The organism is Bacillus cereus group sp. MG4, from assembly GCF_040460055.1.
Classification (GTDB): domain Bacteria; phylum Bacillota; class Bacilli; order Bacillales; family Bacillaceae_G; genus Bacillus_A; species Bacillus_A wiedmannii.
Genome location: NZ_JARVGZ010000001.1, coordinates 2,321,807 through 2,334,162, shown reverse-complemented (window position 1 = coordinate 2,334,162; position 12,356 = coordinate 2,321,807). Strand labels below are relative to the sequence as shown.

Below are 12,356 nucleotides of genomic sequence, written 5' to 3'. Positions count from 1 at the left end.
TGTAAAATGAAAGATTTTTTGTCGAAACCGTGTAATCCTTTGTAGTATAATGAGACGGATTGTAGAAAAATAAAATGTCTATCTAAAAAAAGATAAATAAATTTATTGTGTTTTTATATCGTGTTGTATAGAAAGATATACATACGGTCTACAATTTAATTAAGGAGGAAGAGTGTTGATAGAGAATCAAGTGAAAAAAAAGCGTAGACGTCTTTTTTTATTTTCGATTATTGCACTGCTTTTAGTTTGTGGTTCAGTCTATGCGTATATTTCATCCGCATTAGGACCAGTTGATAGCGGGAATAAAAAAGAGATTGAAGTAGAAATTCCAAAAGGATCATCTACTAGTAAAATTGGTGAGATTTTAGAAGAAAAAGGTGCTGTGAAAAACGGTACAGTTTTTAGTTTTTATACAAAGGCTAAATCTAAAAATTTACAAGCGGGTACATATTTATTAAATTCTTCAATGAGTGCCTCAGATGTTATTGAACAAATGTCATCTGGTAATGTACATCGTCCAGCTCTTTATAAAGTGACGATAAAAGAAGGTGCACAAGTAACTGAAATTGCAGAAACGGTTGCAAACGAATTAAAGTGGAATAAAGATGATGTCGTACGTCAATTAAACGATAAAGCATTTATTCAAAAAATGCAGCAAAAGTATCCGAAGTTGTTAACGGATAAAATCTTTGATAGCAATATTAAATATCCATTAGAAGGTTATTTATATCCTGCGACGTACTCTTTCTATAAAAAAGATATAAAGTTGGAAGAAATTGTAATTACGATGCTTGAGAAAACGAATGCAATCATTGTTCAAAACGAGGCAAAAATGAAAGCGAAAAACTGGGATGTTCATCAGCTTTTAACATTGTCTTCACTTATTGAAGAAGAGGCAACAGGCTTTACAGATCGTCAAAAAATCTCTAGTGTCTTTTATAATCGCTTGGAAAAAGGTATGCCCCTGCAAACTGATCCAACGGTATTATATGCACTTGGAAAGCATAAACAACGTGTATTATACGAAGATTTAAAGATAAACTCACCGTACAATACGTATGTTGTGAAAGGATTGCCGGTTGGTCCGATTGCAAACTCTGGTAAACATTCAGTGGAAGCGGCGTTAGAGCCTGCACAAACAGATTATTATTATTTCTTAGCTGCACCAACTGGTGAAGTGTACTATGCGAAAACATTGGAAGAGCATAATACATTAAAGCAAAAATATATTACGAAAAAACAGTGAAATGAGGAGGGATAGCGAAAAATGTCGCACATCCCTCTTTTTTGTGGTAAAATATATCGGGTTAAAAACTGGCAGAAGAATCGTTTTTAATATCAAAACGGGACGTACAAGCTAAGGATGAAGCTGGCTTGTATTTTTATTGCATTCTATGTGTGAAAAGACGTCATAGAGGCACTTCTCCATGTAAATAAGGAGGACCATTATGGAGGATGCAGTTAACGAGTACCTATTATCATTTATTGATCCGAAAGATAAATTAATTCTTGAAATGGAAGATTATGCGAAAGAAAATCATGTGCCGATTATGGATCGACTTGGAATGGAATTTATGTTGCAATTTTTACGTTTAATTGGACCAAAAAGCATTTTAGAGCTTGGTACAGCAATTGGTTATTCTAGTATTCGTATGATGCAAGCTATTCCAAATTCTCGCATTGTGACAGTTGAACGCAATCGTGAGCGATATGAAAAAGCACTTGAATATATAGAACGTTCATCAGTTAAAGAGCGTATTTCTGTTATTTACGGTGATGCGTTAGAAACAGGTGAGCAAGTAGAAGAACATGGAACGTTTGATGTTATTTTTATTGATGCAGCAAAAGGACAATATCGTCGCTTTTTTGACTTATATGAACCGTTATTAAACCCTGGTGGCGTAATTATTTCAGATAATGTTATGTACCATGGTCTTGTAACGACAAAAGAGAAAATTGAAAACAGACGTACACGTGGTTTAATCCGTCGTATTAAGACGTACAATGAATGGCTTATGAACCATGAAGGATATGATACAACGATTTTCCCAATTGGTGATGGAGTAGCTGTTAGTAAAAAGAGAGGGTGACCAAGGTATGAAGAAACCTGAATTGTTAGTAACGCCAAAAGCAGTAGTGGATATCGAACCTCTTGCGAAAGCAGGAGCAGATGCGGTAATGATCGGTGAGCAAAAGTTCGGTTTACGTTTAGCAGGGGAATTTTCACGTGAAGATGTGAAACAAGCTGTGAAGATTGCGCATGAAAATGGTGTAAAAGTATACGTAGCAATGAACGCTATGTTCCACAATGATAAAGTAGACGAATTAACAGATTATGTTGCATTTTTAAACGAAGTAAGTGTAGATGCAATTGTTTTCGGAGACCCAGCAGTATTAATGGCGGTCCGAGAAGTAGCGCCAAATATGCAATTGCACTGGAATACAGAAACAACAGCAACAAACTGGTTTACTTGTAACTACTGGGGAGAAAGAGGAGCAAAACGCGCTGTATTAGCTCGTGAGCTTAGCTTAGATGAAATTGTTGAATTAAAAGAAAATGCTGAAGTGGAACTTGAAGTACAAATTCACGGTATGACTTGTATGTTCCAATCGAAGCGTTCCTTAGTAGGAAACTACTTTGAGTATCAAGGACGTAATCTTGACATTGAAAAGAAAAAATATGAAGAGAATATGTTCTTATATGACCCAGAGCGTAACAATAAATATCCAATTTATGAAGATGAAAATGGTACTCACATTATGAGTCCAAACGATATTTGTTTCATCGATGAGTTAGAAGAACTAATTGACGCTGAAGTCGCTAGCTTAAAAGTTGATGGTGTACTAAAAAGCTCTGCATACATTATTGAGGTAACGAAGAAATATCGTAAAGCAATTGATTTATGTGTAGAAGATCGTGATGCGTATTATGACGTGAAAGACGATTTATATAAAGAGATAGAAGAAATGCAACCAGTAAATCGTCCGTTAGATACAGGATTCTTCTTTAAAGAGACGGTTTACTAAAAGAGGAGGGTGTAGGAAATGACTGGACAAGAAATTTCACGAGTAATCGATGGCAAACGCGTTATTGTGAAGAAACCTGAACTGTTAATCCCTGCGGGTAACTTAGAAAAATTAAAAGTAGCTATCCATTATGGGGCAGATGCTGTATATTTAGGTGGACAAGAATTTGGTCTTCGTTCGAATGCAGGTAACTTTACACTGGAAGAAATGGCAGAAGGTGTTGAATTTGCAAAGAAATATGGAGCAAAAATATATGTAACAACAAATATCTTTGCACATAATGAAAATATGGACGGGCTAGAGGAATATTTAAAAGGGATTGAAAAAGCTGGCGTAACGGGAATTATCGTTGCTGATCCGCTTATTATTGAGACTTGTAAACGTGTAGCGCCTTCTGTTGAAGTGCATTTAAGTACACAACAATCACTATCCAACTGGAAAGCAGCACAGTATTGGAAAGAAGAAGGTTTACATCGTCTTGTATTAGCTCGTGAAGCAAGCTATGAAGAAATGAAAGAAATTAAAGAAAAAGTGGATATTGAAATTGAAGCATTCGTCCATGGTGCAATGTGTATCGCATATTCAGGCAGATGTACGTTAAGTAACCATATGACAGCACGTGACTCTAACCGTGGTGGTTGTTGTCAATCTTGCCGTTGGGACTATGATTTAGTTCAAACAGTATCACAACATAAAGATGCAAAAGAGCTTCCTCTATTCCAAGAAGAAGATGCTCACTTTGCAATGAGTCCAAAAGACTTAAATTTAATTTTATCAATTCCGAAAATGATTGAAATTGGAATTGATAGCTTAAAAGTTGAAGGACGTATGAAATCAATCCATTACGTAGCAACTGTAGCAACGGTATACCGTAAAGTAATTGATGCGTATTGTGCGGATCCGGATAATTTTGAGTTTAAACAAGAATGGTTAGATGAGCTTGATAAATGTGCAAATCGTGATACAGCTCCCGCATTCTTTGAAGGGGTTCCAGGACATCAAGAGCAAATGTTTGGAAATCATAGTAAGAAAACAACGTATGATTTCGCTGGTTTAGTGTTAGATTATAATGAAGAAACAGGCATCGTAACGATTGAGCAACGTAATCATTTCAAACCAGGACATGAAGTGGAGTTCTTTGGGCCAGAAATAGAAAACTTTACGCAGACGGTGGAGAAAATTTGGGATGAGGATGGAAACGAATTAGATGCAGCGAGACATCCGCTGCAAATCGTGAAATTCAAAGTGGATCAACCAGTGTATGTGAATAATATGATGCGCAAAAGCATACTTCAATAAGAAAGAGTTGATAGTCGAATGGGGACGAATAAGCCTGTTGTAATTGGAATTGCTGGTGGTTCGGGATCAGGTAAAACGAGTGTAACGAAAGCGATTTTTGACCATTTTAAAGGTCATTCTATTTTAATCTTAGAGCAAGATTATTATTACAAAGATCAAAGCCATTTACCAATGGAAGAGCGTTTAAAAACAAATTATGATCATCCGCTTGCGTTTGATAATGATCTGTTAATTGAACATTTGCAGCAGTTACTTGCATATGAGCAAATTGATAAGCCTGTATATGACTATACATTGCATACGCGTTCAGAAGAAGTTATTCCAGTTGAGCCGAAAGATGTAATCATTTTAGAAGGAATTCTTATTTTAGAAGACCCGCGTCTTTGTGAGTTAATGGACATTAAGCTATTCGTTGATACAGATGCAGATCTTCGTATTTTACGCCGCATGCAGCGTGATATTAAGGAACGCGGCCGTACGATGGATTCAGTTATTGATCAATACGTAAGTGTTGTACGTCCAATGCACAATCAATTTATTGAGCCTTCTAAGAAATTTGCGGATATTATTATCCCTGAAGGTGGACAAAACCATGTTGCAATTGATATTATGGTGACAAAAATTGCAACAATTCTTGAACAAAAAGTAAATTTGTAATAGCATAGTAAAAGATATACGGTAGGAAGGGATTTTTTCCCTTCCTATCGAATACAATGAAACATGCAACCTCATCTATATATAGGTGAGGGCATATTTATATCAACTTTCCATACATATCTTCTTTATATAAAGAGGAATTGGGAATACGGGGTTGTATGTGACAACTCCGCTAGTACAGGCGTGCTAGAAACCTCCGCTATATATATAAGTGGGGGAGTTTTCATATGGAACTCCTCTTTTTTTTCGGGGGATTGGTATATAAAAGGAGTGGAAAATATGGCAACAGAAAAAACATACCCTATGACGCAAGAGGGTAAGCAAAAGCTAGAGAACGAACTTGAAGATTTAAAAACGGTAAAACGTAAAGAGGTTGTAGAGCGAATTAAGATTGCACGTAGCTTCGGAGATCTTTCTGAGAACTCTGAGTACGATGCAGCGAAAGATGAGCAAGCGTTCGTAGAAGGACGTATTACACAATTAGAAAACATGATTCGTAACGCAGTTATCATCACAGATAACGGCGAAGAGTCTACAGTTGTTACATTAGGTAAAACAGTAACATTTAAAGAGTTACCAGGTGGAGATGAAGAATCTTACACAATCGTAGGTAGCGCAGAAGCAGATCCATTTGAAGGAAGAATTTCTAACGATTCTCCAATTGCAAAAAGCTTATTAGGTAAGCAAATTGGTGAGAAGGTAGCAATCCAAACTCCAGGTGGAGAAATGCAAGTAGAGATTATCTCTGTAAAATAATAAAAAATCACTCGTGTAAAAGCGAGTGATTTTTTTATTTGTATAAAAGATGAAACACTCGGTCCAAACTATAATAGACGAGGTGTTTTTTTATGAAAATAAAACGGAGAATTACAATTGTTTTAATTTGTTTTATATGTATCATGTTTATTTTACTTTGTCGTTTAATTCAAATACAAATTATAGATACAGAATCATTTACAGATCGTAAGATAAATTTAATTGAAAAAAGTGTTACACAACGGACGCAATCCATTACGGTAGATGATGGACGAGGCCACTTTATAGATCGGAACGGTAAGGAAATAGGTGAGAAAAAGTATCCTGTTTTAATTGTTTTTCCATTTCTACAAATAAAAAATGACATGTTAGAGAGAATTGCGCATATCATTGGTGTGTCGAGACAAGAGATTGAAAGTCAAATGAAAGACAAGAAAAGTGCATTTATCATGCAAAGTGGAAGTGGTCCATTTCGCTTGGCACGAGAGCAGATGGAGAAGGTAAATCAATTAAATGTATTAGGTATTGTAGCAGCTGAAGTTCGTTTACGGCAAACTGGCAGGGTGAATCATTTAATTGGCGATGTGGGGGAGAATGAACGAGAATTTCAAAAACGATACGGAGAAGTAAGAAAAATTTCAAGACAAACGTCAATTGGTATTTCAGGATTGCAGCAATCATTTGATGAATTTCTTTTGACCGATGGAGAGGCAAAAGTATTGTATCAAGTGGACCGACAAGGGGAACCGATTTTTGGAAAACAAGCGAAATATACTGCGCCTGGAAATCCGTTTTATCCAGTGACGATTCAAACAACTTTACATAACAGGTTACAGCAAAAAGCAGAAGAAGTGGTTGAAGCAAGCGAAATAAAGAAGGGGGGATTAGTATTACTTGATGTAAAGACAAATGAAATTTTAGCGATGGTCAGTAAACCATCTGTGCAGGTGAAGGATGAGCGTTTATATAAAACTACACTGGAAAATCAAATGTTGACACCACATTTTCCCGGTTCTGTTTTTAAAACAATAGTTGCAGCGGCAGTGATTGATCAAAATGAAAATGTGTTTAATCGTACATTTAATTGTAATCAAGATTTATATGGTGAAGACCAACCACAAGTTATGATGGGTACACTTAGTTTTAAAGAGAGCTTTGCTAGAAGCTGTAACAGGACATTTTCAGAGTTAGGTAATGAGCTAATACAAAAGGATAAGATGGTGTTAGAAACTTACGTAGCAGCGTTAGGAGCCGCTGGTAAGGTTGGATGGAAAGGTTCTGTATTTCATACAACTCATTTTGAGCAAATGCCAGAGGAGAAGAGGGTTACGATTTGGGGTAGTGAAGGAAATAAGAATAGTAAAAAGGCGGTAGCGCAAACAGCAATTGGACAGAAAGATGTACGTATGTCACCTCTAGCGATTGCAAATATGATGGCGACGATTGCTAGAGGTGGAGAAAAGATGGAAGTGAAAGCTGTGGAAAAAATAATGTATAAAAATGGAACGGACTTCTATACATTTGAAGACCATACATTAGGTGGAAAACAGCTTTCCTATGAAACGGTGAAAACATTACAAGAGTTATTAAGGGGCGTTGTAACAACGGAGAAAGGAACAGGAGCAGCATTCAGGTCGTTACCACTAAGCGTTGCCGGAAAATCTGGGACAGCGCAAACAGGAAAAGGGATGAAAGAGAATCGTTGGTTTGCAGGTTATTTTCCATATAAAAATCCAAGATATGCTTTAGTTGTCGTGGATATAGAAACGAATAGTAATGTAAATAGAGTTACACCTATTTTCAAAGCTATCGTAGAATCAATCTATCGATTAGAGAATGAAAAGTAATCTTGCAATTCATAGTGAAATGTTTTCATTTCGTGAAAATATTATTGTAAATGTTCAACCTTTCTAGATTTAATGTTACAATAGCAAGTATGAAAAACTGCATGGAGGTTTGAAGAATGGCAGGAGGATCTAGATTCCAACAGAAACAACAAAAACGTCGTCAAAACGGTGTTTTAAATATTGCAATTGCAATTGTATTAATATTAGTAGCTATTGTATCATATCAATTGTTTGTTCCTGAAAGAAAAGAACAAGCGTCTTCTAGTGATAAAAAAGTAGCTCAGCAAACAACGAAAGAGAATAAGTCTGAGAAAGCTAAAGGCAAAGAAGAGACGAAGAAGAACGAGCAAGATAAGGCAGAGGCTAAGAAGAAGGAAGAAGAGAAGCAAAAGGCTGAAGAAGAACAGAAAAAAGCTGAAGAAGAAGCGAAAGCTAACGAGAAAGTACCAGCTGAAAAAACACAGCCAAAGGCAACTGACGCTTATACGAAGTCTTCTTGGAAGCCAGTAGGTACAGAGCAAGGTGCGACACCTGCGATGACGTTTAAAAAAGGTACAGCAGATTGGAATGAGATGAATCAAGCTATTTCAGCTGCAATTGACGTTCCAGTAGAGCAATTAGTTATTCATCGAATCGGAAATAACGGTAAAAATAAAGCTTACGGTAACGTACAAGATAAACAATCAGGCAAAAAATATTATGTGAATATTGATTGGGTAGACAACGAGGGCTGGAAACCAGTACTTGTTCAAGACCTAAACTAAAAAAGAGAAGCTCCTTAGGAGCTTCTCTTTTTTAGTTTAGCGTAATTTCTTTAATTTAAAATGAACAACCGCGCTATAATATGGCCTTTTGCTTTCGGGATCCATAACCATTTGATGCGAGATGTGATGAACTTCAAGCATAAGTGCTTTATTATTATCGATTTGTTCACTAATTTTTCGTTCCAAAGAAGCTAAGTCTCCTGCTTCGAAAAACTCTACTTTATCTTCTAACATTTCAAAGGTAAATGACACGAAGACGACCCCTCTCCTATGTAATCAACTATAGTGTAACAAAGAAAAGAAGGAAATACCATGTACATTTCAATTGACATTTTTAGAAAGAGGGCATATTATACTGATAAAACCGATAAGAAAAAGGGGAATTTTTATGGGTACAGAATTTAATGGTTTATTTGATGAGTGGGCTCATACGTACGACTCATTTGTACAAGGCGAAGATATACAATATAAAGAAGTTTTCGCCCATTATGAGGACATTCTAGAGGATGTAGTTAACAAGTCATTTGGTAATGTATTAGAATTTGGTGTTGGTACTGGCAATTTAACAAATAAATTATTGTTTGCTGGACGCACAGTTTACGGTATAGAACCGTCACGTGAAATGCGCATGATTGCAAAAGAGAAATTGCCAAAAGAATTTTCCATTACAGAAGGTGATTTTCTTTCGTTTGAAGTCCCAAATTCAATTGATACCATAGTAAGCACCTACGCATTTCATCATTTAACAGATGATGAAAAAAATGTAGCGATTGCGAAGTATAGTCAATTGCTAAACAAAGGTGGTAAAATAGTGTTTGCTGATACGATATTTGCAGATCAAGATGCATATGATAAAACTGTTGAAACAGCAAAACAAAGAGGTTTCCATCAGTTAGCAAACGATTTGCAAACGGAATACTATACACGTATTCCAGTCATGCAGTCTATTTTTGAAAACAATGGCTTCCATGTAACGTTTACGAGATTAAATCATTTCGTTTGGGTAATGGAGGCAACTAAGCAATAGAAAGAGGGATTAGATTGAGAATTGCTGTAATTGGAGCAATGGAAGAAGAAGTACGTATTTTACGTGACAAATTAGAACAAGCAGAAACAGAAACGGTTGCGGGTTGTGAATTTACGAAAGGACAATTAGCAGGACATGAAGTGATCTTGTTAAAGTCTGGTATTGGTAAAGTAAATGCAGCGATGTCAACGACAATTTTATTAGAAAGATATAAGCCTGAAAAAGTAATTAATACTGGTTCAGCTGGTGGCTTCCATCATTCTCTAAATGTTGGAGATGTAGTTATTTCAACAGAAGTTCGTCATCATGACGTAGATGTAACAGCATTTAACTATGAGTATGGTCAAGTACCAGGAATGCCGCCTGGATTCAAGGCTGATGAAGCATTAGTTGCATTAGCTGAGAAATGTATGCAGGCAGAAGAAAATATTCAAGTTGTAAAAGGTATGATTGCAACAGGTGATTCATTTATGAGTGATCCGAACCGCGTTGCAGCAATTCGTGATAAATTTGAAGACCTTTATGCAGTAGAAATGGAAGCAGCAGCTGTTGCACAAGTATGCCACCAATATGAAGTTCCGTTTGTTATTATTCGTGCACTTTCTGATATTGCTGGTAAAGAATCAAATGTTTCATTTGATCAATTTTTAGATCAAGCAGCTCTTCATTCTACAAACTTTATCGTAAAAGTACTAGAAGAGTTAAAGTAATGTAACAAAAAGGCAACTGTCTCATATAAAGAAAATACATACAGTTGCCTTTTCTTTATTGGCAAATAAGGGGGAGAACACGATGAATGTATATCGTGGAGTTCATGAGTTGATTGGTCATACGCCAGTTGTAGAAATTACTCGTTTTTCACTTCCGGAAGGGGTCCGTTTATTTGCAAAGCTTGAATTTTATAACCCAGGTGGAAGCGTTAAGGACCGTTTAGGAAGAGAATTAATTGAAGATGCGCTAGAAAAAGGGCTTGTTACCCAGGGTGGAACAATTATTGAACCGACTGCTGGAAATACTGGTATTGGACTGGCACTTGCAGCGTTACAACATGATTTACACGTTATCGTTTGTGTACCAGAGAAATTTAGTATTGAAAAGCAAGAACTAATGAAAGCACTGGGTGCAACGGTTGTGCATACACCAACTGAGCAAGGAATGACCGGCGCAATTGCAAAAGCAAAAGAATTAGTAAATGAAATACCGAATTCATACTCTCCAAGTCAGTTTGCGAATGAAGCAAACCCGCGTGCTTATTTCAAAACATTAGGACCTGAACTTTGGGATGCACTGAACGGAGAGATTAACATATTTGTTGCAGGAGCAGGAACTGGTGGTACATTCATGGGGACTGCATCTTATTTGAAAGAAAAAAATATAGATATAAAAACGGTTATTGTCGAACCAGAAGGATCTATTTTAAATGGTGGTAAAGCTGGTTCGCATGAAACAGAAGGGATTGGCCTTGAATTTATCCCGCCATTTTTGAAAACATCTTATTTTGATGAAATTCATACAATTTCTGATCGAAATGCATTTTTACGAGTGAAGGAATTAGCGCAAAAAGAAGGACTGCTCGTTGGGAGCTCTTCCGGAGCAGCATTTCATGCAAGTTTACTTGAAGCAGAGAAAGCGGCGCCAGGTACAAATATTGTAACGATTTTTCCTGATAGTAGTGAGCGCTATTTAAGTAAAGACATATACAAAGGATGGGAATAAAAAATGAGAGCAAAGACAAAGTTAATTCATGGTATTCGCATAGGAGAACCTTCAACTGGATCTGTAAATGTACCGATTTATCAAACAAGTACGTACAAACAAGAAGCAGTTGGTAAGCATCAAGGATATGAATATTCACGTACAGGCAACCCAACACGTGCAGCTTTAGAAGAAATGATTGCAGTATTAGAAAACGGTCATGCTGGTTTTGCATTTGGTTCAGGAATGGCTGCTATTACAGCTACAATTATGTTGTTCTCAAAAGGTGACCACGTTATTTTAACAGATGATGTGTATGGTGGAACGTACCGCGTTATCACGAAAGTATTAAATCGCTTCGGTATTGAGCATACATTTGTAGATACAACAAACCTAGAGGAAGTTGTAGAAGCGATTCGTCCAAATACGAAAGCGATTTATGTGGAAACACCAACGAACCCATTACTGAAAATTACTGATATTAAGAAAATATCTACTCTTGCTAAAGAGAAAGATTTATTAACAATTATCGATAACACATTCATGACGCCATATTGGCAGTCGCCGATTACTTTAGGAGCAGACATTGTACTTCATAGTGCAACGAAATATTTAGGAGGTCATAGTGACGTAGTTGCAGGCCTAGTAGTTGTAAATAGCCCGCAATTAGCAGAAGACCTTCACTTTGTACAAAACTCAACAGGAGGCATTCTTGGCCCACAAGATAGCTTCTTACTACTTCGTGGTTTAAAAACATTAGGAATTCGAATGGAAGAGCATGAAACGAATTCACGTGCAATTGCTGAGTTTTTAAATAACCATCCAAAAGTAAATAAAGTATATTACCCAGGTCTTGCATCACATCAAAACCATGAACTAGCGACAGAACAAGCAAATGGATTTGGTGCTATTATCTCATTTGATGTAGATAGTGAAGAAACATTAAATAAAGTACTAGAGAACTTACAATACTTTACACTTGCTGAAAGTTTAGGGGCAGTAGAAAGTTTAATTTCTATCCCATCTCAAATGACACATGCATCAATCCCAGCAGATCGTCGTAAAGAGCTAGGAATTACAGATACATTAATTCGTATTTCTGTCGGTATTGAAGACGGTGAAGATTTAATTGAAGATCTAGCACAAGCGTTAGCATAATAAAAATGCACTGCTCATATAGGCAGTGCATTTTTATTACATTTATTTTGTGAAAAACTTCACAAAATAGACATACACAAATGAAATAATTTCATGTATATTAAGTTCATGAAGTGTTACTCACGA

13 protein-coding genes are annotated in these 12,356 nt (G+C 36.4%); 12 read left to right on the top strand and 1 reads right to left on the bottom strand.

Features of this window, described 5'->3' with window-relative positions:
* The first annotated feature begins 175 nt into the window (after positions 1-175).
* The 8 genes from mltG to QCI41_RS12260 all read left to right on the top strand — a co-directional run bounded on the left by mltG (position 176) and on the right by QCI41_RS12260 (position 8,350).
* A complete protein-coding gene (gene mltG / locus QCI41_RS12295; protein ID WP_353837399.1) occupies positions 176-1,246 on the top strand; it encodes an endolytic transglycosylase MltG in 1,071 nt (356 codons plus the stop codon).
* Between the two features lie 202 nt (positions 1,247-1,448).
* Positions 1,449-2,090 (top strand): O-methyltransferase, encoded by a 642-nt coding sequence (locus tag QCI41_RS12290; RefSeq protein WP_046956307.1) that lies wholly within the window; start codon positions 1,449-1,451, stop codon positions 2,088-2,090.
* Positions 2,091-2,097: 7 nt separating this feature from the next.
* Positions 2,098-3,027 carry a peptidase U32 family protein gene (locus QCI41_RS12285; protein ID WP_046957595.1) on the top strand — a complete coding sequence of 310 codons (930 nt, stop codon included), beginning with the start codon at positions 2,098-2,100 and terminating at the stop codon, positions 3,025-3,027.
* A gap of 18 nt (positions 3,028-3,045) precedes the next feature.
* Positions 3,046-4,326, top strand: a complete 1,281-nt coding sequence (locus QCI41_RS12280; protein ID WP_353837400.1) for a peptidase U32 family protein — start codon at positions 3,046-3,048, stop codon at positions 4,324-4,326.
* An 18-nt stretch (positions 4,327-4,344) separates the two neighbouring features.
* Complete coding sequence (gene udk, locus QCI41_RS12275; RefSeq protein WP_000537082.1) at positions 4,345-4,983, top strand: uridine kinase; 639 nt, start codon at positions 4,345-4,347, stop codon at positions 4,981-4,983.
* Between the two features lie 279 nt (positions 4,984-5,262).
* On the top strand, positions 5,263-5,739 hold the full coding sequence (gene greA, locus QCI41_RS12270) for a transcription elongation factor GreA (RefSeq protein ID WP_000179964.1): 477 nt from the start codon (positions 5,263-5,265) through the stop codon (positions 5,737-5,739).
* A gap of 92 nt (positions 5,740-5,831) precedes the next feature.
* Positions 5,832-7,586: a peptidoglycan D,D-transpeptidase FtsI family protein gene (locus QCI41_RS12265; RefSeq protein WP_353837401.1), complete on the top strand. Its 1,755-nt coding sequence runs from the start codon at positions 5,832-5,834 to the stop codon at positions 7,584-7,586.
* A 116-nt stretch (positions 7,587-7,702) separates the two neighbouring features.
* Positions 7,703-8,350 carry a YrrS family protein gene (locus tag QCI41_RS12260; RefSeq protein WP_088123436.1) on the top strand — a complete coding sequence of 216 codons (648 nt, stop codon included), beginning with the start codon at positions 7,703-7,705 and terminating at the stop codon, positions 8,348-8,350.
* A gap of 36 nt (positions 8,351-8,386) precedes the next feature.
* Here the strand turns inward: QCI41_RS12260 and QCI41_RS12255 are convergent, their stop codons facing one another.
* On the bottom strand, positions 8,387-8,602 hold the full coding sequence (locus QCI41_RS12255; protein WP_000010984.1) for a YrzA family protein: 216 nt from the start codon (positions 8,600-8,602) through the stop codon (positions 8,387-8,389).
* 136 nt (positions 8,603-8,738) lie between these two features.
* On the opposite strand from QCI41_RS12255, the gene QCI41_RS12250 reads away from it, so the two are divergent.
* The 4 genes from QCI41_RS12250 (at position 8,739) to QCI41_RS12235 (ending at position 12,230) form a co-directional block, all read left to right on the top strand.
* On the top strand, positions 8,739-9,377 hold the full coding sequence (locus QCI41_RS12250) for a class I SAM-dependent DNA methyltransferase (protein WP_000536314.1): 639 nt from the start codon (positions 8,739-8,741) through the stop codon (positions 9,375-9,377).
* Positions 9,378-9,391: 14 nt separating this feature from the next.
* Positions 9,392-10,087 (top strand): 5'-methylthioadenosine/S-adenosylhomocysteine nucleosidase, encoded by a 696-nt coding sequence (gene mtnN / locus QCI41_RS12245; protein ID WP_001217038.1) that lies wholly within the window; start codon positions 9,392-9,394, stop codon positions 10,085-10,087.
* A gap of 82 nt (positions 10,088-10,169) precedes the next feature.
* The gene (locus QCI41_RS12240; protein ID WP_046956310.1) at positions 10,170-11,093 is read left to right on the top strand and encodes an O-acetylserine dependent cystathionine beta-synthase; all 924 of its coding nucleotides are present in this window, start codon (positions 10,170-10,172) and stop codon (positions 11,091-11,093) included.
* Positions 11,094-11,096: 3 nt separating this feature from the next.
* The gene (locus QCI41_RS12235) at positions 11,097-12,230 is read left to right on the top strand and encodes a bifunctional cystathionine gamma-lyase/homocysteine desulfhydrase (RefSeq protein ID WP_046956311.1); all 1,134 of its coding nucleotides are present in this window, start codon (positions 11,097-11,099) and stop codon (positions 12,228-12,230) included.
* Positions 12,231-12,356: the final 126 nt, after the last annotated feature.

Excerpts from the sequence above, each read along its gene's own strand:
- QCI41_RS12260 (WP_088123436.1), top strand. The coding sequence starts at position 7,703 with ATGGCAGGAGGATCTAGATTCCAACAGAAACAACAAAAACGTCGTCAA.
- QCI41_RS12285 (WP_046957595.1), top strand. The coding sequence starts at position 2,098 with ATGAAGAAACCTGAATTGTTAGTAACGCCAAAAGCAGTAGTGGATATC.
- greA (WP_000179964.1), top strand. The coding sequence starts at position 5,263 with ATGGCAACAGAAAAAACATACCCTATGACGCAAGAGGGTAAGCAAAAG.
- QCI41_RS12235 (WP_046956311.1), top strand. The coding sequence starts at position 11,097 with ATGAGAGCAAAGACAAAGTTAATTCATGGTATTCGCATAGGAGAACCT.
- QCI41_RS12280 (WP_353837400.1), top strand. The coding sequence starts at position 3,046 with ATGACTGGACAAGAAATTTCACGAGTAATCGATGGCAAACGCGTTATT.
- QCI41_RS12290 (WP_046956307.1), top strand. The coding sequence starts at position 1,449 with ATGGAGGATGCAGTTAACGAGTACCTATTATCATTTATTGATCCGAAA.
- udk (WP_000537082.1), top strand. The coding sequence starts at position 4,345 with ATGGGGACGAATAAGCCTGTTGTAATTGGAATTGCTGGTGGTTCGGGA.
- QCI41_RS12240 (WP_046956310.1), top strand. The coding sequence starts at position 10,170 with ATGAATGTATATCGTGGAGTTCATGAGTTGATTGGTCATACGCCAGTT.
- QCI41_RS12250 (WP_000536314.1), top strand. The coding sequence starts at position 8,739 with ATGGGTACAGAATTTAATGGTTTATTTGATGAGTGGGCTCATACGTAC.
- QCI41_RS12265 (WP_353837401.1), top strand. The coding sequence starts at position 5,832 with ATGAAAATAAAACGGAGAATTACAATTGTTTTAATTTGTTTTATATGT.